We start from the raw sequence: 20,034 nt of genomic DNA, 5'->3' as shown, positions 1-20,034 counted from the left end.
GCCAGTCACGCCAGGGGCGCGACGCCGTAGCCGAGCTTGCGGATCTTCTCCTCGACGACCGACCGCGGCGTGGTCGCCTCGTCTAGCCGGAACTCCAGGGTCTGCGCTTTGTAGTTGACCTGGATGTCCTCGGCGCCGCCGAGCTGCTCCACCGCGTCCTCGATCTTCAGGGCGCAGCTGGAGCAGTCCATGCTCTCGACCCGGTAGCGCAGGTCCACCCGCGGCTTAGTGCCGGTCGCTGTGGCTCCGCTGTTCGTCATAGTTTTCGCCTTCCCTGGTCAGGTGGGTCCCAGCCGGTTGCGGTGGAGACAGAAGGCTCCCTATATGGACCCTGTAGTCGCTACAGGGTCAAGGTAATGACCACGGAAAAACCCCTGAACATCGGTGCCCTTGCGGCGGCGACCGGCACGAAGGTGGAGACGATCCGCTGGTATGAGCGGGTTGGCCTACTCCCGGCGCCTGCCCGCACCTCGGGAAACTACCGGACCTACGGCGGGGAGCATCTCGGTCGTCTGAGCTTCATCCGGCGTGCCCGCGATCTAGGCTTCTCGCTTGAGCAGATCCGCGCCCTCCTCGACCTCGCCGAGGATCGCGATCGCTCCTGCGAGGCGGTGGACGTCATCGCTCGCGAGCACCTGGGCGAGGTGAATCGGAAGATTGCTGACCTCCTGGCTCTGCGCCAGCAGCTGGATGCCGTCATTGGGCAATGCCGCCACGGCAGGGTGGCGGACTGCCGCATCATCGATGCTCTTGCTCCCGGCGCATCCACGCTGAACCTGTCCCGACAGACTGAAGGGGACGGAGCCGCTCCCCTCTAGTGGATAACGCCTAACGGAAGAGACCCTGCGACGATGCGCCGCAAGCCAACGTCGTGGCCGAGCGGCATCACTCGACGACCTGCCGGGCGCGCGAGAGGATCTCCTGCGGGAGCGTCACACCAATCTCCCGCGCCACCCTGAGATTGACGAGCAGTTCGGGCTCCACGACCTGCTCGACGGGTAGGTCGCCGGGCCTCTCGCCTTTGAGGACGCGATCCACCATGCCCGCCATGCGGCGCGTAGCGGCGGCGAGACCCGTGCCGTAGGCGAGTAGGGGGCCAAACCTCGCGGCGTCCCGGCCGAACATCGTCGGCAGCCGGGCCGCCACCGCCATCTCGGCGACCCGCGCGCCGTGTCGGGTGGTATAGGGAACTGTCAGGGCCAGCAGCGCATCGGCGTGCTGCTGCCGCATGGCCGCGAAGGCGCCGTCGAGGTCTGCGGCCTCGCGCAGGAGGAGCAGCTGGGGGCGCAGGCCCTCCGTCTCAGCCGCCGCCTTGTTCGCGTTCAGCAGGGCGTCGGGCACACCCACATCACTCAGGATCACCAGCCGCTGCAACCCTGGCAGTGCTTGCTTGAGGATCCTGATCTGGCCTCTCGCTTGTTCCGGGTCGAAGTCCGTCACGCCCGAAGCGTTTCCGCCTGGCCGCTGCAAGTCAGAGACCAAGCCGACGGCGACCGGGTCAACGACGACCGCAAACAGGATGGGGATGTCGGACGCCGCACGCTGGACGGCCCGACACTGCACGACGCCTATGGCGGCGATTACGTCGGGTCGGAGTGCGACCAGCTCCGCCGCAAGATCGGGGAGCCGATCGAGCTGTCCCCCATCGAAGCGTGCTTCCAGATGGAAGTCCTGGCCCTCAACGAGGCCAGTCCGGCGAGGCTCTCTCGCAGTGCGGCAAGGCTGGGGTGGGTCGCATCGCCCGTGAATATTGCGCCGACCCGCAGCGCTTCAGCGCCGGCCCGTTGGCCCGTGGACATCCGCGACGTGGGGTTCGCATCGGGCATGGCGGTCTCCCTTCTCCGATCGGGCGAGTGCATGATGGCGTCGGGTTTGCCTTGGGGCACTTTTGTGGGCCGCGTAGTTGTCGAGAATGACGTGCACGACCTTCCCAGCGGGCACCTCGGCCTCTATGGCATTGAGGAAGCGGATGAACTCCTGGTGCCTGTGGCGCTGCATGCAGTGTCCGATGACGGTGCCCTTCAGGACGTTCAGGGCGGCAAACAGCGTGGTGGTGCCGTTCCGGATGTAGTCGTGGGTTATCGTGCCGCAGCGGCCCTTTTTCAGCGGCAAACCCGGCTGGGTGCGGTCGAGTGCCTGGATCTGGCTTTTCTCGTCCAGCGACAGCACGACGGCGTGGGCGGGCGGATCGACATAGAGCCCGACGACGTCGCGCAGCTTGGCGGCGAACTGTGGGTCGTTCGAGAGCTTGAAGCGGCGGATGCGATGCGGCTGCAGCCCGTGCGAGCGCCAGATGCGCCGAACCGAACTGGCGCTGATGCCGACCGATTTGGCCATGGCGTCGGCCGTCCAATGCGTCGTCTCCCCGAGCGGCTCAGCCAGGGTCAGTGTCACGACCTGCTCTGCCATGTCCGTCGGCAGTGGCGCGATGCGGGATGGCCGGGTCTTGTCGCGCAGCAAGCCGTCGATCCCCGCCCGCATGAAGCGTTCCTGCCAGCGCCATACGACGGTCTTGGCCTTGCCAGTCCGGCGCATGATCTCGGTCGTGCCGACACCGTCCCTCGTCAGCAGCAAGATCTCGGCCCGCCAGACGTGCTTCTGTGGGCTATTGCGATCCGACACGATCGCCTGCAGCCGGACCCGGTCGGCCGCGGTCACCTCGACTATGATCCCTGTGCGCATGGCAAACACTCGCATGCCACGGCGGATGCTGGAATCCCGCGCGGGACTCTTCCGTCAGGCGTGTTCCACTAGAGCTTTTCCACGCTACTCGGACGCATAGCCTGAGTTGGCGAGATAGTTGCGGCACTCGGCTGGGGTGAAGGTGTCGAGCAGGCGCCCGAGGGTGGTCCAGAGGGCCTCGCGAGACCGGGCTGCTGCCTTTCGGAGCAGCGCCTTCAGCTTGGCGAAGGCCTGCTCGATGGGGTTCAAGTCAGGTGAGTAGGGCGGCAGGTAGAGCAGGCTGGCACCGGTGGCCCTGATTGCCTCGCACACACCGGCGACCTTGTGGGCGGGGAGGTTATCAAGGACCACCACATCGCCCTTGGCCAGGACGGGCGCGAGGAACTGCCCGACATAGGCGAGGAAGGCCTCACCGGTCATGGGCCCATCGAGCACGAGCGGTGCGACGAGGCCGGTGCTGCGCAGCCCTGCTATGAAGGTGGTGGTGCGCCAGTGCCCATGCGGCGTGGCGTCGACCAGGCGCTCGCTCCGCGGTCCCCAGCCGTAGCGGCGGATCATGTTCGTGGCCGCGCCGGTCTCATCCAGAAAGACGAAGCGCTCGGGGTCCATGTAGCGCTGCCAGACCCGCCAGTGGCGACGGTGCTCGGCGACATCGGTCCGGTCCTGCTCGGCCGCCCTCAGCTGCTTTTTTTGTGTGACTGGCCGATCCGCTTCAGCATGCTCCAGATCGTCATCAGCGAGACCGGCGCCACGCCGCGCTCTATCAGGGCCGCCCGGATCTCGGCCAGGGTGATCCCCTTCCGGCTGGCCGTCAGCTCTCGCAAGAAGTCCTCCTGTCCCGCCAGCAGCGGTTTGCGGTAACCGCCGATCCTGGCCGGGGCCGTACTGCCGGTTTCACGCACCCGCCGCACCAGTTTGATCGCCGCCGAGGCGCTGACCGCGAACCGGGCTGCCGCCTCCCGCGCCGAGGCGCCCTCCTCAACAGCCCGGACCAGCCGCTTGCGCAAGTCCTGCGACAGGGGTGCCGTCATCACCAGCCTCGCTGCTCCATCAGCAGCGTCGAATCAGAACCCGCGAGTCCGTGCAAGACTGAAGTGCTCTAGGTGCGGAGCTGTTCCCGAAGCTCGGCCGAGCTATCCTGCGGCGGATAGCCGAGGCTAAACGCGATGCGGCGGAACCGGGAAATAGCGGTGGCGTGGCGCTCGCGGTTCTGCGCGAAGATGTGCTGCCGCTCACGCTCCTGCAGCAGCAAGTCGAGGTTGATGTCCGCCGCGGCCACCCGGTCTCCTGCCTCGAAACGCGGCGTCTCGGCGAGCAAGGTACCGTTCTCGAAGATGGACGTCTGGCCATCCCAGGCTAAATCCGTCGTGGACTCGCCCTGTCCCGATGCGGTGTAGAGATAGGCCGCCCGGCATCGTGCGGAGTGCGCTTGGCACAGAAGGCGTCGGGTATCGGCCTTCCCGACCGTGATGTTGCTGGCGGAAAGATTCACCAGGGCGGTAGCTCCGGCGAGGGCCGCCAACGCGCTCGGCTGAACTGGGATCCACATGTCCTCGCAGATCTCGACATGGACCACGAGCCCAGGCACATCCTCGGCCACGAACAGGAGATCCGGCCCAAAGGGCGCGGCATGCCCTCCGAGCCGGATGGTCGACCCCTCCATGCCTTCGCCGGAGGCGAAGTAGCGCCGCTCATAAAACTCGCGGTAGTTCGGCAGGTGAACCTTCGGTACCACCCCGAGCAGCCTTCCGCCATGCAGGACAAGCGCTGTGTTGAAGAGCCGTCCCATGTGCCAGACCGGCGCTCCGACAACGATTAGCGGCTGCAGCTGACGCGATGCCTCGATGATTCCGCCGATGGCGCTCTCGACCGCCTCCAACACCACGTCTTGGAGGAAGAGGTCATCGATCGAGTAGCCCGTGAGACCGAGTTCGGGAAAGGCAACCAGCACCGCCGACTGCTCACCGCAGATTCTCGCGACGCGTAGGATGGCGCCAGCGTTCTCTGCCGGATCCGCAAGGCTGCACAGGGTGGCGCAAGCGGCGACCCGTACTGCCCCTCGCCGAACGTTGGTCTCATCTGCTGCTGGCAACATCACATCACGCCGGTAGCTTGGAGAGTGCGTACCCAATGAGTTGTGGCTGCCTCGCGTCAGTTTGCCTGCGCCACAGGGAGTTGACCACCGGCTCAAGTCGCGTTGCCAAACTCCTGCATCTACCCGAGCAATCCAGGACACTTGCCGAAGCTGCTTCATGCTTTCGCAAGAACACCCCGAGCTGCCGACCCTCTTGGCACTTCACCTCTCGGGTCCCGTGTCTGTGGGTGGCGCGTGCCAATCCTCGGGCAGAACGCCTCCATGGGCTCCCGGTGCCTCGGCCTGCACCGTCGCGTGCGTGATGCCGAACCGGGCGGCCAGCATGGTAGCCAGGGCGTCCTCCAGATAGTCCTCTCGAGTAAGGGAAGGATCGACCACAACGTGGCTGGACAGCGCCACCTTGCCGCTGGTTAAGGCCCAGACATGCAGGTCGTGCACGTCCCGCACCCCAGGGGTTTCCCTGATGGCTGTGTCGACGGCGTCCAGGTCTATCCCGCGGGGCACGCTCTCGAGCAGCACGTCGATCGCCTCTGACAAAAGGGTCCAAGTGCGGGGCAGGACCCATAGCGCAATCGCGACACCCAGGACGGGGTCAACCCAAGTCCATCCCGTCGCCCAGATGATGGCGGCTCCCACGATGACGGCAACCGAGCCCAGGAAGTCGCTCCAGACCTCGAGGTAGGCGCCCTTGACGTTCAGGCTGCCCTCACTGCCCCCAGCCAGGAGCCGCATGGAAATCCAATTCACCGCAAGCCCGACGGCCGCAACGAGGAGCATTCCGACGCTGCTGACCTCGGCTGGCGTGCGGAACCGGCCCCAGGCCTCGTAGAGGATGTACATCGCGACAAGGAAAAGCAGCGATGCGTTGAACGCCGCCGCCAGGATTTCGAACCGGTGATATCCCCAGCTGCGGCGCCGGTCGGCTGGCCGTCGCCCGATCCGGATCGCCATCAACGCAACGGCCAGGGCCGCGGCATCCGTCAGCATATGCGCGGCGTCGGACAGCAGCGCCAGGCTGTTAAAGACGAGCGCTCCCGCCACCTCCGCCAGGAGGAAGCCGCCCGTCAGCGCGAGCGCCTTTCCGAGCGCCGTGGCGTTGGCATTTCCTCCGGCGTGGTCGTGACCTTGGCCCATGCGAATCTCCGAACTGGGACCGAGCTCCGATCCGTCGACTACTGCATCGCACCTCTAGTGGCTTGAGGATCAAGCGAAGAATGTCCTCAGTCGTCCTCGCCTGCGAGGACCTCGATTACGCGGCACTCGGCAATGCTGCCATGAGCGCCACGTTCGAGCATCGACTTCAGCTCTCCGCTCAAGGCGGTGAGCTGAACCACTTTCCGCTCAATCGCCTCCAGATGCTCCCGGGCGATAGCGTCCGCCCCGTCGCAGGGTTGCTCTGGCATTCCAGCGAGCTTGAGCAGCTGGCGTATGGCATCCAGGCTGAAGCCGAGAGCTCTCGAATGGCGAATGAACCTGATGCGGCGAACATCCGCCATGTCGTAGGTCCGCCGGTTGCCATCGGTTCGCGCTGGCGCAGGCAGTAGGCCGACAGACTCGTAGTAGCGTATCGTCGGGATCTTCACCCGCGCCATCCTCGAGACCGTTCCGATCGCGATGACGTGTTCCACGCTCGCTTGCTCCTCTAGCGGCTAGAGCAAGTAGCACGAGACCGTCGGGCGGATGAAGTGACACTCAGCCGTTCGGTGGCCGCGCGCTCGGTCTTCGCGCTCCCGCACACTGGTGCGCGAGCGTGGCGCCGAGGCGCATCGGCCCTTCCCGTTAGTCACGCAAGGAGAGGCACATGTCGCAAGAGAAGCCTGGTGAGCACCACGAGCACCCGGGTCACAAGCCGGGCGACCTCGATCAGCACGGCCATCGCGACAAGTCGGTGCAGGAAGTTCCTGGCCAACACCATGATCACCCCGGCCACACACCGGGTGATCTCGACGAGCATGGCCATCGTGACAAGAGCGTGACCGAGAAGCCCGGACCTCACCATGACCATCCTGGTCACCAGCCGGGCGACCTCGACGAGCATGGGCATCGCGACAAGAGCGCGCCACCGAAGCCCTGAAGAGCGGGTACGGCGGCGAGGTCCTATGGGCGGTCCTCGCCGTCACCTCGATATCTCAATGCATCGCTTCGAACACCGCCGGACTTGAAGGAAGCTCATGAGTGATCCCATTACTGACCGGCCAGCCGTCGGCATGCCGTGTCCCCGTTGTCGCATCGATCTCGTCATGAGTGACCGTCAGGGCATCGAAATCGACTTTTGCCCTCAATGCCGCGGCGTATGGCTCGATCGCGGGGAACTGGATAAGATTATTGAGCGGAGCGCCCAGTTCCAGCAGCCGCAGGCTCAGCCCATCCCGCAGGGCCAGCCACCCGTGGCCGCGCAGCCGAGCCCTTGGCTCACGGGCGCGCCCCCACCGACCGGCTGGGCGCCGGAGTACGGCGGGCACGGTGGACATGACCAAGGCCATCGTGGGCATGGCGGCGCCCATGGCGACCGCAGAGGACACAACTCGTTCCTCGGACGTCTATTCGACTGATGTTGCCCGCGGATGGAAGAGGCTGTTCGGAGCGCCGTAGCCACCTGCCCCGATAGGAGATGCGTGCTGCTGACCACAACTGCGTGGCAGCGTGCGCCTTGAAGAATTCATTGTGACGCCTATCCGGGCATCGGCAGCAAATCGGTGCCTCCGTAGTTTCGGGTGCTTCCCGGTTGAGGCATCCGGGGGACCAGCGGCATGGGTGCATGCTGGATACCGTCATGACCAACGCCTGTCGCGCGAGTCTGCTCTACAGTCCGACTGTCCGCTGGTGCTGTCCTGCAGCGTGACTATCGATGCGGCCGTCACGGGTGGTCGGGTCTGGCACGGTCTCTTTCATTTCAAGCCCTGCATCCACCGCAGGGCGACGAAGGTCGTAACAGTCAGGCCGCCGCAATGTCGTAGGGCCGTAGCCTAGCACCTCCGAGCGCATCCGTGCCTCAGCTGCCACGGTGGCGGTGCCTGACGACCGCTTAGCGTGCTTCAAGATCGCGCCTCCGCCGATGAAGCCCGCCTCTGTGATCAGGCCCTCGAGTATCCTGGCTTGGCTGACCGAACCTTCTCCGAGCACACGAACGGCAATCAGCATAAAGCCACAGGTGCCGGTAGGGAGGAGAGGGAATCGTTCGCAGACCGGCGCTCCCCTCCTCACGCTAGCTGCCCGAGCCGTTTGGCATGGCGAGCGCGAAGGCGGCTTCAAGGCCGAGAAGATGGAAGGCGCCCTCCTGGCAGCTAGCCGACAAGAATCTCGCCATGCGCTAGGTTCGCGCTTCGGACAGCACAAGGCGAGCGCCAAAGCGCGGCGGCAGCAGGTAGTGGCCATCTGATGGTGGAGGTGGTCGAAGCACAGGCGGCGGCGCCATCAAGGCGCGGGACCCTAAACGGTCCCGCGCCGGAGATGGGCGTCAGCTTCCCTGACCACCACCACCCGTGGCGCCGCTCTGCTCCAGCAGCGTCCTGCTGCTGCCCTGCTGCACGCCGTAGGCGTTCATCGACCGGGACTCCATGCGGTGGTGCGACGCGTCGCTGTGCGGCTCAAGGTTCTCTCGGGAGGCAACCTGGGTCTGATAGGTCGAAGTCCGATAAGCACCCTCACCGGCGAACGCGGGCTGAGCGGCAACCGGGGCCAGCAGAGCGGCCGCCAGCCCCAGCGTGGCAAGGCTCTTGGTGAGGTTGGTGTTGAGCATCGTTTTATCTCCGTGTTAATGGCGGATTGTTTCCGCTACACCTTATAAAATAGTCACCGGACGTCGATTTTCAATGAAGTAACTGTATCTCTTTGTAAGTGATATGTTATAGCCCAATTATGTCTGGATGTTTTCTAGTGTGTTTCTGTGGAGTAAACATCTCCTGGCCTTCTTTGCGGAAGACGTTTGCGAGCGGGCCATCTAACGTCGAATGAGCCCCTGCTCTCAGACGCAGGCGGGGTCTCTGGTCATGGGCAACCGCGGCGGGCCAAGCCTATAGAAAGGGGTTTCAGCGCACTGAAGCGTTCTTGCCGGGGCCGCGTTCACACTCCCGCCTTTCAGAGTATTTCAAAACTGTTTCATATGATGTCTGGGCGGCATCGTCTTTTTGCAGGACTAGCGAAAAAGCGCTATTCTTATTGTTCAGGCAATTAATGCCGATGCAAATTCTCCCTACCAACATTCTGTTGGGGAGGGGTCCTTTACATGAAAAGCATTCACGCATCGCTGGCTCTGGTTGGCACGGCGCTGGCGCTCGCTGGCTGCTCGGCGGATCAAATGGCTTCGGCACCCAATTCCGCGACTCCGCTCGCCGGTGTCGTCTGTCCGCCAGCGGAAACAGTTGCGGTGCGCGACAACGGTACCCGCATCCGCTATGGTGGATCGGATCCGACCGATCCTGCTGTATGCTTGGTCAGTACACCGGATGGTGGAACGTCTCGTGCCCTCGGGGGCCTCTTGGCGACACACCCGGTGAACGAAGCCACACGCCGCCAGGCGCTAGCCTCCCTTTTTCCGCTCGCCACGGGGCGCTCATCCAGGGCCCGTTATCGGTTGGTAAGCGCAGCTAACCCGCTCTACCAGACACCCTTCGAGGAGAGCTTTCGCGTGACTGGCGAAAGACCATTCCGGATGGAGGGCGGCGAGACACGCCAGGCATGGGTGGTTGAGGGCGTGCTGAGGAGCCTCATGGACGGCTCGACTGTCTACGACTCGGTCTACAGCATCGACAAGGCGACCGGTGTTGTTCTTTCACAGGCGACAACTAGCTCGACTGGTGCGACCTCGGGCGCTAGACCATTTCGCGTTACCGACCTTGCTGTCCCGGCTCGCTAGGGGCGTCAAACTGTCTTAGGCGGATGGCGGTCGCCCGCTGGCTCTGGGCGACCGAGGCATCGAACCGGCGCATGTTGGTTTGGCTGCAAGTTGCGGGGCAGACTCACCGTCGCGGTGGTGCCCTCGCCGGGTGTGCTCTTGATCTCAAGGGATCCACCATGCGCCTCGGCGATGGCGCGGACGGTCGCCAAGCCGAGACCGCTGCCACCGCCTGCGGTGCGCGCCCGGTCGCCGCGGAAGAAGGGTTCGGTCACGCGGGGCAGATCCACTGCCGGGATTCCGGGGCCACTATCGCCCACGCGCACCAGCACTGCGTCGGCCGTTCCCTCAACCTCCACCCAGGGACCGTGGCCATGCCGGATGGCGTTGGTGACGAGATTTGTGATGGCGCGCTTGAGCGCGACCCGGCGGACGTTCACCACTGCGCGCTCGTCCATGCGGCGTTCCTCGACCAGTTCGCCAGCATCTGCAAACTCGTGCGCCACACTTCGCACGAGCGCGGTTATCGCGAGCGGACGCGCAGGCTCGCCGCCGTGCCCGCCACGAAGGTACGCCAGGACATCAGACACCATCGTCTCCATCTCCGCTAGGTCGCGACGGATCGGCTCGCGCGCATCCTCCGGGAGGTCCTCCGCGCGCAGGTGCAGGCGAGCAATGGGAGACATGAGGTCGTGCGACAGGGCACCGAGCGCGAGGGTCCGTTGCCGGAACGCGTCACGAGTACGGGCAGCCATGTCGTTCAATGCGGCGGCAAGTTGCCGCACCTCGCTTGGACCGGCGGCCGAGAGGGAGGGTGCCTCCTGCGCGAGGTCGATCCGCGCGACGGCGGCCGCCAGCGAGGCCACAGGCGCCGCGACTGAGCGGGCTGCGAACCCGACCGCGAGCAGCAGGGCAAAGCCGAATGCCCCCGCGTAGGCGTACAGAGCCCGCAGCTCCGCAGAGAGCAGGTCGAAGGTGGTCATCTCGACGCCGAGCCGTGAGCCGTCATCCAGCCGCGCCGAAGCGTTGATCCCAACGACGTGGCCGCTCCCCGGCTCCAATCGCACTGAATCGATGCGAAGCTCGGTTGCCAGCACGATGAGCGCTCTAGTGCGCTCCGAGATGCGCCTTGCAACGTCGGTCGATGGACCATCGTTCATCGGCAACTGGTCCAGAATGCGGCGAATCTGGAGGCCGGGCCTTGAGAGCGCCTGCGCGATGCCTTCTCGGGCCGCCTCCGGAGCGGCGGCCACCGCATCCAGGAGCGTGGCTAGGCGCTGGGAGAGCAGCTCTTCCGTACTCCAATCCACCGCATGGCGAAGAAGGAAATCGTGAACGCCGACCAAGGCCGCGAACAGCACGGCGAAGCCGAGGAGCAGGGCCGCGAGCATACGGGTGGCGAGCGAGCGCGGCAGGAAACGTCTCACCCAGACCACTCCACTGGGCTTGTGAACATGTACCCGGCACCCCGCACGGTCTTGATGAGTGAGGGGCGGCCTTCTGCCTCGGGGATGCTGTCCAGCTTGGCCCTAAGGCGGCTGACCTGCACATCCATGGACCGGCTGAGTCCGCCGAAGGGCCGGTTGCGCGCGAGGTCGAGGAGCTGGTCGCGGGTCAGTATCCGCTGCGGCCGTTCTGCGAAGACCAGCAGCACGTCGTACTCGCCGCTCGTTAGATCCACCCCCGCTCCATCGGGCCTGAACAGTTCCCGTGTCCGAGTGTCCAGAGACCAACCGGCGAAGCGGGCCACCTCGCGTGCGCCGGGCTGCCCCTCCTTGCTTTCGGCCCGCCTGAGCAGGGCCCTGATCCGAGCGATTAGTTCGCGAGGATCGGCTGGCTTCACGATGAAGTCGTCCGCCCCGATCTCCAGGCCCATTACGCGATCTGCCATCTCTCCGAGCGCGGTGAGAAGGATGATGGGCATGGCACCTTGGGTGCGCAGTTCGCGGCAGAGCTCGTAACCGGAGCGGCCTGGCAGCATCACGTCGAGGAGGACGAGGTCCACCTGTGCGGTGATGAGGAGCCGTTGCATCTCGACGCTGTCCCGCGCGCCGCTGGCGCGGAAGCCACTGCGGCGGAGGTGCGACAGGAGGAGCTTCCGCATTTCCTCGTCGTCTTCGACCACCAGGATGTGGCGCCCCTCTCCTTGCAGGGAAGCGACAGGGTGCGGCGAGGGGAGGGACGGTGTGGAACCTGCAGGCGACTGTTCTGTCGCCCCGCCGCACCCAGGCTCGAGTGGCCGTCCTGTCATCTCCGGCACTCGATGAAGTCTGTGTCATGCGGCGTGGGAACGTTGCGCTCAGAGGCTGTCCCGTTCTGTTCGGCGCGGTCTCCCCTTAATGCAACTGCCCGGGACATTCCGGGTGCGAGGAGCCAAAGCATGGGCATGCGGTGCCCTCCATCAAATTCGAAGTGTGTGCTTGAGTTCGCGTCGACGGTCCGGCAGGTGACCCTCCATCCAGCGACAGCGCGTCAACGGCGATTCTCGGCTTGGACCTTGCTTGGCCGATCCGGCACCCGGTGACTTGACCTGCAACGCGCGCACCTTTCGGCGCGTGGCGGCGTCGGCGCTCTCTCCGGCGTCGCCGCGACCCGTGCCCATGCACACGTCCATTCCACCAGCCGCCAGCCGCGTTCCTAGCGGGGTGGCGGGCTGGTGCCCGAGGCCGGAGCCGCCCCGTCGACGAGTTGGATGCACTCGCTCCCGAAAGGCACCCTTCCCAGTTCCGAAAGGCAGAGGGCCAACGCACCGTCCTTGACCAGGTGGTAGGCGAAGGTCCGGGTGCTGTAGGACACCGCCGCGATCTGCCAGCCCTCGGCGATCAGGCGCGGCAGCGACTGGGTGAGGGGCACGCTGTGCACCGGCGCGAACGGAACGTCGTACTCCTGTGCGGCCCCAGGTACCTGCGCCGACGCGCCCTGGCCCAACGCGATGCAGGATGCCGCGACAACGGAAAGGGACCTCAGATCCATGGGATCACCTCGTCAGCTTGAAGAAAGGTGTGCAGCTCGCTCCCGCGGAAGCTGGTCCCGCGGTCGTCGATGCCCTGCGAAGGGCGCCGACAACCGCGGCTGGGCATCAGAACCTCGCCTGGCCGGTCCGCCCGCCAGGTGCCTTGACCTGCAGCGTGAGCGAGGTTCCCCGCGCGACGGCGTTCGGTGCCGTGCCCGTCAGCACGTTCTCGCCGCTCGGCGTGAGCTGGACGACCTGGCGCGCCTGGCCCGTTCCGATGAGGGCGGACGCCGAGTATCCGGCTGACGGCACCGGCTTACCGTCCTCGCCGTAGAGGTGGACGGTGAGCGTGCGCTCCGCGAGCAGGAGTTCGGCGTGGACGCCGACGACATCCTGCATCGGGCCGCCGTGCGAGCCCTTGTCGGCATGACCTTGATGGCCCTGCGCAAGGGCACCGGCCGACAGCGACATGGCCGCGAAGGCAGCGAGGATCAGTTTCTTCATATGGCAGTCTCCTTGTCTTGGTTGTCCGAATGGGCGAGCGGCGAACCCACGATGGTGTCGCGTCTCCACGCGACGGTTCACTCCGCCGGGGCGGGGCGCGCCCCGGTCGCGTGTTCTTCACTCGCCGCAGCCGCGTGCACACGCCCGAACCGGACGTACAGCGCGGGAAGGACGAGCAGCGTGAGTAGGGTCGCGCTGATCAGGCCGCCGATGACCACGGTCGCCAGCGGCTTCTGCACCTCGGCCCCGGCGCCGGTCGCGATGGCCATGGGCACGAAGCCTAGAGAGGCCACCAGGGCTGTCATGGCCACCGGCCGGAGCCGGGTCATGGCGCCCTGGAACACCGCGTCCCGAAGGGACAGATGACCCTGCTCCATCAGACCGCGGATGGAGGTCGCCATCACCAACCCGTTCAGCACCGCGACGCCGGACAGGGCGATGAAGCCGACGGCAGCCGGGACCGAGAAGGGCATGTCGCGGAGCCAGAGGGCCAGCAGGCCGCCCGAGAGGGCCAGCGGCACGCCGCTGAACACGAGGAGAGCGTCCCGCACGGACCCAAGGGCCGCGTAGAGGAGGACGATGATCAGCAGGAAGCAGGCGGGCACCACCACGCTCAGCCGTTCCCGGGCCTTGGCCAGGTTCTCGAACTGGCCTCCCCAGGTGACGGTGTAGCCGGGCGGCAGCTGAACCTCAGCCTCCACCCGCGCCTGCGCCTCGGCCACGATGGAGCCGATGTCGCGACCGCGGGCGTTGGCCTGAATGACGACGCGGCGCCGTCCCTGCTCACGGCTGATCTGGTTCGGCCCTTCCACGACGCGGAGAGACGCGACCTGTTGCAGAGGCACCGACGCCGCAGGTCGCCCGGCGACGGGAGGCAGCGGCACCGGCAGGCTCCGCAGTGTCTCGAAGTTGCCGCGCTGGGCCTCTGGGAGGCGGACCACGATGGCGAAGCGCCGGTCGCCCTCGTAGACCATCCCGGCCTCCCGGCCGCCGACAGCCGCCGAAATCACCGCCTGCACGTCAGCGATGCTCAGCCCGCGCCGGGCGACCTCGGTCCGGTTCACCGTGATCTCCAGGAAAGGCAGGCCTGTCGCCTGCTCCACCTTCACGTCGGCTGCGCCCTCAATTCCGTTCAGGATTCCGGCGATCTGGCCCGCGACGCGCAGCATCGGACCGTACTCGTCCCCGAACACCTTCACGGCCAGGTCGCCGCGCACACCCGCCAACAGCTCGTTGAAGCGCATCTGGATGGGCTGGGTGAACTCCAGCGCGTTGCCGGGGATGCCCGCGACCGATTGCTCGATGCGGCGGACCAGCTCCGCTTTGGAGAGGGACAGATCAGGCCATTCGGCGCGGGGCTTGAGGATGATGAAGGTGTCGGAGGCGTTGGGCGGCATCGGGTCGGATGCCACCTCGGCTGTGCCCGTCTTGGAGTAGATGATGGCTACCTCCGGGAGCGCGGAGATCCGCCGTTCCAGCACAGACTGCATGGCCTGGGACTGGGCCAGCGAGGTGCTGGGGATACGGAGTGCCTGCATCGCGAGGTTGCCTTCGTCGAGCGTCGGGATGAACTCCTGTCCGAGACGCCCGAAGAGGGTGAGGGACCCTGCGAAGAGCAGGGCGGCAATCGTGATGATCGGCACAGGCATCCGCAGCGCCCTGCCGAGCGCGGGGAGGTAAGCTCGCTTGAGGATGCGGACGAGCCACACTTCGTGCTCCTTCACCCGTCCGGTGATCGCGATGGCGATCAGCGCGGGAACGAGGGTCAGCGACAGCACGAAGGCGAAGGCGAGGGCGATGATGACGGTCAACGCCATCGGAATGAACATCTTGCCCTCGACGCCAGTGAAGGTCAGCAGCGGGGCATAGACAAGGATGATGATGGCCTGGCCGTAGAGCGAGGGGCGGATCATCTCCCTCGCGCTCTCCGCGACCGTTCGGAGCCGCTCCTGCAGCGTCAGCTCCCGGCCCTTCTCGTGCTGGCGCTCCGCCAAGTGCCGCAGGCTGTTCTCCGTGATGATGACGGCGCCGTCCACGATGAGCCCGAAGTCCAGGGCACCCAAGCTCATCAGGTTGGCGCTGATGCCGCCCCGGACCATGCCGAAGGCCGTGAGGAGCATGGTGAACGGAATGACTGCGGCCGTGATCACCGCCGCGCGGATATTGCCCAGCATCAGGAACAGCACCGCGACCACCAGCAGGGCGCCCTCGCCGAGGTTCTTGGCCACCGTGTGGATGGTGGCGTCCACGAGGATGCCGCGATCGAGGACGGCGGTCGCCTCGATCCCGCGTGGGAGGGTACGCCTCAGCTCGTCCACCTTCGCATGGACGGCGGCGGCGACGGTTCGGCTGTTCTCACCAATGAGCATGAGAGCCGTGCCGACCACCAGCTCCTGTCCATTGCCACTCGCGCTGCCGGTCCGGGGTGCCTGCCCCGTGGTCACGCGCCCGACGTCCCGCAGGAGGATTGGAGTCCCCTCGCGTGTCGCGACGACCACCTGCTCCAGTTCCGCGACGCTCGTGACGCGACCGCCCGAGCGCACGACCAGACCTTCGCCGCCGCGCTCCACGTAGCCCGCGCCGGTGCTGACGTTGTTCCGCTCAACCGCGGAGGCCAGGTCGCTGAAGCTCAGACCGAGGGCGATGAGCCGGGCGGTGTCGGGCTGGACCACGTACTGCTTGGTGTAGCCGCCGATGGCGTCCACGCCCGCGATGCCCGGCACGTTGCGCAGCTGCGGCCGGATGATCCAGTCCTGCACTGTCCGCAGATAGGTCGCCCGTGCGGCCGCGTCGGTCAGGCGTTCGCCCTCCGGCGTCACATAGGAGCCGTCAGCCTGCCAGCCCGGGGCACCGTCAGGGACGGTGTCGCCCGGCTTGCGGTCGGCGAAGCGGACCGTCCACATGGTCACTTCGCCCAGGCCGGTGGAGACCGGCCCGAGGCGGGGCTCCACCCCCTCCGGCATGGCCTCGCGCGCCTCGATCAGGCGCTCCAGCACCTGCTGGCGGGCGAAGTAGATATTGGTGCTCTCGGTGAACACCGCGGTGACCTGGCTGAAGCCGTTGCGCGAGATGGAGCGCGTGCTCTCCAGTCCCGGGATACCTGCCAGCGCGGTCTCGATTGGAAAGGTGACCTGCTTCTCGATCTCATAGGGAGAGAGGGAGGGCGCGAGGGTGTTGATCTGTGCCTGATTGTTGGTGATGTCCGGCGTAGCGTCGATGGGCAGCCGGGCAAGCGACCAGGCGCCGATGCTGGCCGCGATCAGCGCCAGCAGCATCACGGTCCAGCGATTGCGGACGGAGAAGTCCAGAATGGGTCCGATCATGCCAAGTGCTCCTCAGTGGGCGTGACCGGCTTCGGACTTGCTGAGCTCGGCGCGGAGCGAGAAGGCGTTGCCCACCGCAATCTCCGTTTCGGCATCCAGCCCGAAGATGACCTCGAACCCAGTCGCGTCCTCGCGCCCGAGGGCGACCTCCCGTGTCTCGAAGCCGTCCTCCGTCCGAACGAAGACAACCTTCTTTCCCTCGACTTCCTGCACGGCGTCCCGCGGCACCAACACGTCGACTGGCTGCTCCGCGGTGGCGAGGTGGGCGGTGACAAAGGCACCGGGCCGCCAGAGGCCATCGGAGTTGGGGAGTTCGGCGACGGAGCGGGCGGAGCGGGTCTCCGGGTCCAGCAGGGGGCTGAGGAAGATGATGCGGGCTTCGCCGCGTGCATCTCCCTCGCCGGTGACCACGACGTTCTGGCCCTGCTTCACCATCGGCAGGTCACGGGGCGGGATCGTCATCTCGACCCAGAGGCTGGAAAGGTCCGCCACGGTGAAGAGCTCTGCGTCCGCAGCGACCGCGGCACCGAGGACCGCGGCGCGGGCGGTCACCCGACCCGCGATCTGCGCGCGCACCTCGTGGCGGCGCAGGGACGCCGCGGGCTGGCGGGGAAGAGCCGCGATCTCATCGTCGGACAGGCCGAGGGCGGAGAGGCGCTGGCGGCTGAGGTCCAGTTTGATACGGACCTCCTCCGCGGCAGCGCGGGCCTGCAGAAAGTCCTGCTCGGCCGAGATCCGCTGGCGCCAGAGCCTGGTCTCGCGGTTCAGGGTGGTTTCGGCGAGGGCGGCCTGGCGCGTGGTCGCCAGGAACTCGCCTTTAGCGTCGGCGATCTCGCGGCTCTCGATCACGGCGAGCACCTCGCCCTTGCTCACCTCGTCACCGAGACCCTTACGGACCTCGGAGATCGTTCCAGCGAGGCGGGCCGTGACCCGCGCCAGCCGGTCCTGGCTTGCTGAGAGGGCACCGGGAACGGCCGTGCGGCTCACGAGGGTTCCGCCCTGGACCGCGGCGACCTGGATCCCGGCAGCGGCCACCTGCTCGGCCGTCATGGCGATCTTGCCCTCTTCGCCATGCTCCTCCTCTCCCCCGCCGTGCCCGTGCTTGTCCGCGGTCTGCGCGGGCGGTGTCCGCGCGGGTGCGCTGGACTGCGCCGCCCCGGCAGCGGGAGCCATCGGAAGACCCACGAGGCTGCGGGCGGTCTGGGGGATGGAGGGGAAGGCGGTGGCGAGCGCCAACCCGCCCAGGGCGGCACCAGCGGCAAAGGTAAGACGGGGCATCACCGGGCACTCCCGTTCGTCTGGCTGGAGGGTAGATTGCCGCGCAGGCGGTCGGCGGCGGCGCGGCGCGTGTGGAACTCGCGGTAGGCGTCGATGAGCTGGGCGCGGGCGTCCGACAGAGCGCGCTGGGCGTCCAGCACCTCGAGGAAGCTGAATTTGCCCTCGGCGAAGCCGCCGGACGCGGAACGCGCGGCCTGTTCGGCGGCGGGCACGGCATCGCGCTTCAGGCTCTGGACAGAACGCCAAGCCGAGGCCACCCGTTGCTCGGCCGCGACGAGCGACGCCGCCAGCGCCGCGCGGCCGCGGTCGGCCTCCGCCTCGGCGCGCAGCAGCTCGGCCTGCGCCCTGGCAATGCCGCCCTGGTTGCGGTCGCTGAACGGCAGGGGGATGGATGCCCCCGCCACGAAGGCGGTCTCCCCAGTGTCCTGGAAGCGGCGCACCTGCCCCTGGACGGTGACGTCCGGGACCGCTGTGGCACGCTGGAGGGAAAGGTTAGCCCGCTGCTGGGCGACCGCCGCGTCCAAGCGCGTCAGGTCCGGATTCCCGACGAGCCGTGCAAGCGGGTCGGCCGGAACGGGCGGTCGCGGTGCGGGGCCGACATCCTCGAACCAACGCTGCCGCGGCGCAATCTCGACCTGGGGGGCCCCGATCAGGACCGCGAGCTCCGCCAGGGAGATCTCAACCTCCCGCTGGGCCCGCTCGGCAGCGATCTCGGCCGTGGTCCGCACGACCTCCGCGCGTTGCGCCTGCAAGGGCGGCTCCCGGCCCGCCTCAACCCGTGCACGGGCGGCCCTGAGTGTCTCCCCAGCCAGCCGGGCGCGCTCCCGCTCAACCGCAACGAGCCGGGACGCGGCCTCCGCGTCGGCGAGCGCCGTGATCACATCGCGCGCGAGGTCCAGCCGGGCCCCCTGGTACTCCAGGCCCGCGACGTCACCGCTCCGGGCGGCGAACCCGATGCGGGCGGACCGCTTGCCGCCCAGCTCGACCCTCTGGGCAACTCCAACTGTCGTCTCCACGGAGCGCCCGCCCCGGTATTCCCCCCGTCCGCCGACACCGCCGAAGTTCTCGAAGGTTACCGATGCCTCCGGGTTCGGCCGAAGCCGCGCCTGGAGCGCGTCGGCCTGGACGGCCTGCCGCGCGGCCCCGGCGCCCCGCAGCGCCGACGAACGGGCGAGAGCTGTGTCCACCGCCTGCTGAGGGGAGTTGATCGTGACCGGGCCCGACTGGGCGCGGGCGTCCTGCCCGAGCACGATGGCCGGTGTGGCGGCAAGCGAAACCGCCAGCCAGACAAACTTGAATCGCATGAATGCACCTAGTCTTAGCGGGCCGCGGACCGGCCGGAGGAAGACGCCTCAGGGGCATCTACGCCGGACGGGTAGGAAAGGGCGGGCTGCTAGGCGCGGGGTGGCTTTGTGGGGAGTTCCGAAACGTCGGACACCAGGACGTGCGTCGTTACCGGCGTGGGCACTGCTTGTCGCCCCGTCTCAGACGGCAAACCAGCCACGACGCTGGGCGGCAGCGGCGTCACCTTGCCGCAAACATGGTGTGCCGCATGGCAGGGAAGTGTGTCCGGCCCCAACGGCGGATCGTCCGAACCTTCGTTCGCCGCGGCGATGGAGACCCGACCGGCATGGGACGAGCCCGTTTCCAGGGGCAGGTCAGTCGGTCCCACCGCCATCAGGAGCATGAGAACGCACAGCAGCGCCGAGAGCCCGCGACGGCAGGCAGCAACGAACGGCGATGTGGTTTCGGAACACATGCTGGGGTGCGTCTACCTCATTGGTGTGCGCCTGTCACGCACCGCGGCATATCACTTGGTAACAGCTCAGGCTCACTTGGTAACAGCCCAGGCGGCACCGGGCTCATTCAAGTTCCCGGCAGGACGAGCCGCTCAACCATTGTTCCCTGGGAGGGTCTCCGCTGCTGCCGGTAGCTGTCTTCGCCCGGCTGCCAGCCGAGTCGCCCGGGACGCTTTGGTCACCAATCGGCTCACATACTCCTCTCGGCCGACCGTCAGTCCACGCCCACAGGAAACATGAAGCAGGCGGTCTGCATCCTGGGAAGGTACGTTGATCCGTTGGGCAAGTCAGGACCCGACCAAGGCAAGATCCGCAGACCCTGACGCGGAGCCGGTGCAGGCTGTCCGGGGGGAAGGATGCTGCCTCCCGACATCAATGGCTTCGGGCGACTACCGCACGTCCGGGGCGCAGGGGGGCATTCCACCTGTGCGAACCAAGAATGAACTGTGATCGTCCAGAGATGCGCCCTGGCGGTGGCTCAGTCTCAATTCTCGTCAGCACTGGAATCCGGGTATGGCTTCCCACCGCCCCAGGCCTGCTCAACCCGCCGGTTGGGCACCTTTGGC

17 protein-coding genes and 1 pseudogene are annotated in these 20,034 nt (G+C 66.8%); 2 read left to right on the top strand and 16 right to left on the bottom strand.

Annotated features, from left to right (window positions below; genetic code table 11):
• Positions 1-5 precede the first annotated feature (5 nt).
• On the bottom strand, positions 6-260 hold the full coding sequence (locus tag ACO1BU_RS19895; protein WP_424137707.1) for a heavy-metal-associated domain-containing protein: 255 nt from the start codon (positions 258-260) through the stop codon (positions 6-8).
• Between the two features lie 96 nt (positions 261-356).
• Here ACO1BU_RS19895 and ACO1BU_RS19890 point away from each other — a divergent pair, with 96 nt between their 5' ends.
• Entirely contained in the window at positions 357-818 is a 462-nt protein-coding gene (locus ACO1BU_RS19890; protein ID WP_424137706.1) for a MerR family transcriptional regulator, read from the top strand.
• A 67-nt stretch (positions 819-885) separates the two neighbouring features.
• Here the strand turns inward: ACO1BU_RS19890 and ACO1BU_RS19885 are convergent, their stop codons facing one another.
• From ACO1BU_RS19885 to ACO1BU_RS19855, 7 genes and pseudogenes are all read right to left on the bottom strand, one after another.
• Positions 886-1,662: an ABC transporter substrate-binding protein gene (locus ACO1BU_RS19885; protein ID WP_424137744.1), complete on the bottom strand. Its 777-nt coding sequence runs from the start codon at positions 1,660-1,662 to the stop codon at positions 886-888.
• A 219-nt stretch (positions 1,663-1,881) separates the two neighbouring features.
• A pseudogene (locus ACO1BU_RS19880) lies at positions 1,882-2,682 on the bottom strand (IS630 family transposase); the annotation flags it as partial.
• 84 nt (positions 2,683-2,766) lie between these two features.
• Positions 2,767-3,713 (bottom strand): IS630 family transposase gene (locus ACO1BU_RS19875; RefSeq protein WP_424137705.1). Its coding sequence is split into 2 segments (ribosomal slippage): positions 2,767-3,363 and positions 3,366-3,713, totalling 945 coding nucleotides; the frame shifts between segments, so codons are not numbered across the junction.
• Between the two features lie 68 nt (positions 3,714-3,781).
• Entirely contained in the window at positions 3,782-4,777 is a 996-nt protein-coding gene (locus ACO1BU_RS19870; RefSeq protein ID WP_424137704.1) for a nitrilase-related carbon-nitrogen hydrolase, read from the bottom strand.
• 201 nt (positions 4,778-4,978) lie between these two features.
• Entirely contained in the window at positions 4,979-5,911 is a 933-nt protein-coding gene (locus ACO1BU_RS19865; protein ID WP_424137703.1) for a cation diffusion facilitator family transporter, read from the bottom strand.
• 86 nt (positions 5,912-5,997) lie between these two features.
• A complete protein-coding gene (locus ACO1BU_RS19860; protein ID WP_424137702.1) occupies positions 5,998-6,405 on the bottom strand; it encodes a MerR family transcriptional regulator in 408 nt (135 codons plus the stop codon).
• 155 nt (positions 6,406-6,560) lie between these two features.
• A complete protein-coding gene (locus ACO1BU_RS19855) occupies positions 6,561-6,821 on the bottom strand; it encodes a hypothetical protein (RefSeq protein WP_424137701.1) in 261 nt (86 codons plus the stop codon).
• Positions 6,822-6,948: 127 nt separating this feature from the next.
• Here ACO1BU_RS19855 and ACO1BU_RS19850 point away from each other — a divergent pair, with 127 nt between their 5' ends.
• Positions 6,949-7,329: a TFIIB-type zinc ribbon-containing protein gene (locus ACO1BU_RS19850; RefSeq protein WP_424137700.1), complete on the top strand. Its 381-nt coding sequence runs from the start codon at positions 6,949-6,951 to the stop codon at positions 7,327-7,329.
• Positions 7,330-8,234: 905 nt separating this feature from the next.
• On the opposite strand, the gene ACO1BU_RS19845 is transcribed toward ACO1BU_RS19850, so the two are convergent.
• From ACO1BU_RS19845 to ACO1BU_RS19810, 8 genes are all read right to left on the bottom strand, one after another.
• On the bottom strand, positions 8,235-8,516 hold the full coding sequence (locus ACO1BU_RS19845) for a hypothetical protein (protein WP_424137699.1): 282 nt from the start codon (positions 8,514-8,516) through the stop codon (positions 8,235-8,237).
• A gap of 1,121 nt (positions 8,517-9,637) precedes the next feature.
• Positions 9,638-11,038 carry a sensor histidine kinase gene (locus tag ACO1BU_RS19840; protein WP_424137698.1) on the bottom strand — a complete coding sequence of 467 codons (1,401 nt, stop codon included), beginning with the start codon at positions 11,036-11,038 and terminating at the stop codon, positions 9,638-9,640.
• On the bottom strand, positions 11,035-11,736 hold the full coding sequence (locus tag ACO1BU_RS19835; RefSeq protein ID WP_424137697.1) for a response regulator: 702 nt from the start codon (positions 11,734-11,736) through the stop codon (positions 11,035-11,037). Before ACO1BU_RS19835 ends, ACO1BU_RS19840 begins: the two co-directional genes overlap by 4 nt.
• A gap of 512 nt (positions 11,737-12,248) precedes the next feature.
• Positions 12,249-12,584 (bottom strand): hypothetical protein, encoded by a 336-nt coding sequence (locus tag ACO1BU_RS19830; RefSeq protein WP_424137696.1) that lies wholly within the window; start codon positions 12,582-12,584, stop codon positions 12,249-12,251.
• Positions 12,585-12,690: 106 nt separating this feature from the next.
• Complete coding sequence (locus tag ACO1BU_RS19825) at positions 12,691-13,068, bottom strand: hypothetical protein (RefSeq protein ID WP_424137695.1); 378 nt, start codon at positions 13,066-13,068, stop codon at positions 12,691-12,693.
• Between the two features lie 77 nt (positions 13,069-13,145).
• Positions 13,146-16,391, bottom strand: a complete 3,246-nt coding sequence (locus ACO1BU_RS19820) for an efflux RND transporter permease subunit (RefSeq protein ID WP_424137694.1) — start codon at positions 16,389-16,391, stop codon at positions 13,146-13,148.
• 12 nt (positions 16,392-16,403) lie between these two features.
• Positions 16,404-17,669 (bottom strand): efflux RND transporter periplasmic adaptor subunit, encoded by a 1,266-nt coding sequence (locus ACO1BU_RS19815; RefSeq protein WP_424137693.1) that lies wholly within the window; start codon positions 17,667-17,669, stop codon positions 16,404-16,406.
• A complete protein-coding gene (locus tag ACO1BU_RS19810) occupies positions 17,669-18,973 on the bottom strand; it encodes a TolC family protein (protein WP_424137692.1) in 1,305 nt (434 codons plus the stop codon). The genes ACO1BU_RS19815 and ACO1BU_RS19810 overlap by 1 nt, the downstream gene beginning before the upstream one ends.
• Positions 18,974-20,034: the final 1,061 nt, after the last annotated feature.

This window comes from Roseomonas chloroacetimidivorans, from assembly GCF_049629625.1.
GTDB lineage: Bacteria > Pseudomonadota > Alphaproteobacteria > Acetobacterales > Acetobacteraceae > Roseomonas > Roseomonas chloroacetimidivorans.
This window is presented reverse-complemented; position numbering and strand designations above follow the sequence as displayed.

Bases quoted from the DNA above. Each gene is read 5' to 3' on its own strand.
- ACO1BU_RS19895 (WP_424137707.1), bottom strand. From the start codon at position 260: ATGACGAACAGCGGAGCCACAGCGACCGGCACTAAGCCGCGGGTGGAC.
- ACO1BU_RS19890 (WP_424137706.1), top strand. From the start codon at position 357: ATGACCACGGAAAAACCCCTGAACATCGGTGCCCTTGCGGCGGCGACC.
- ACO1BU_RS19870 (WP_424137704.1), bottom strand. From the start codon at position 4,777: ATGTTGCCAGCAGCAGATGAGACCAACGTTCGGCGAGGGGCAGTACGG.
- ACO1BU_RS19865 (WP_424137703.1), bottom strand. From the start codon at position 5,911: ATGGGCCAAGGTCACGACCACGCCGGAGGAAATGCCAACGCCACGGCG.
- ACO1BU_RS19855 (WP_424137701.1), bottom strand. From the start codon at position 6,821: ATGCCCATGCTCGTCGAGGTCGCCCGGCTGGTGACCAGGATGGTCATG.
- ACO1BU_RS19850 (WP_424137700.1), top strand. From the start codon at position 6,949: ATGAGTGATCCCATTACTGACCGGCCAGCCGTCGGCATGCCGTGTCCC.
- ACO1BU_RS19845 (WP_424137699.1), bottom strand. From the start codon at position 8,516: ATGCTCAACACCAACCTCACCAAGAGCCTTGCCACGCTGGGGCTGGCG.
- ACO1BU_RS19830 (WP_424137696.1), bottom strand. From the start codon at position 12,584: ATGGATCTGAGGTCCCTTTCCGTTGTCGCGGCATCCTGCATCGCGTTG.
- ACO1BU_RS19825 (WP_424137695.1), bottom strand. From the start codon at position 13,068: ATGAAGAAACTGATCCTCGCTGCCTTCGCGGCCATGTCGCTGTCGGCC.
- ACO1BU_RS19820 (WP_424137694.1), bottom strand. From the start codon at position 16,391: ATGATCGGACCCATTCTGGACTTCTCCGTCCGCAATCGCTGGACCGTG.
- ACO1BU_RS19815 (WP_424137693.1), bottom strand. From the start codon at position 17,669: ATGCCCCGTCTTACCTTTGCCGCTGGTGCCGCCCTGGGCGGGTTGGCG.
- ACO1BU_RS19810 (WP_424137692.1), bottom strand. From the start codon at position 18,973: ATGCGATTCAAGTTTGTCTGGCTGGCGGTTTCGCTTGCCGCCACACCG.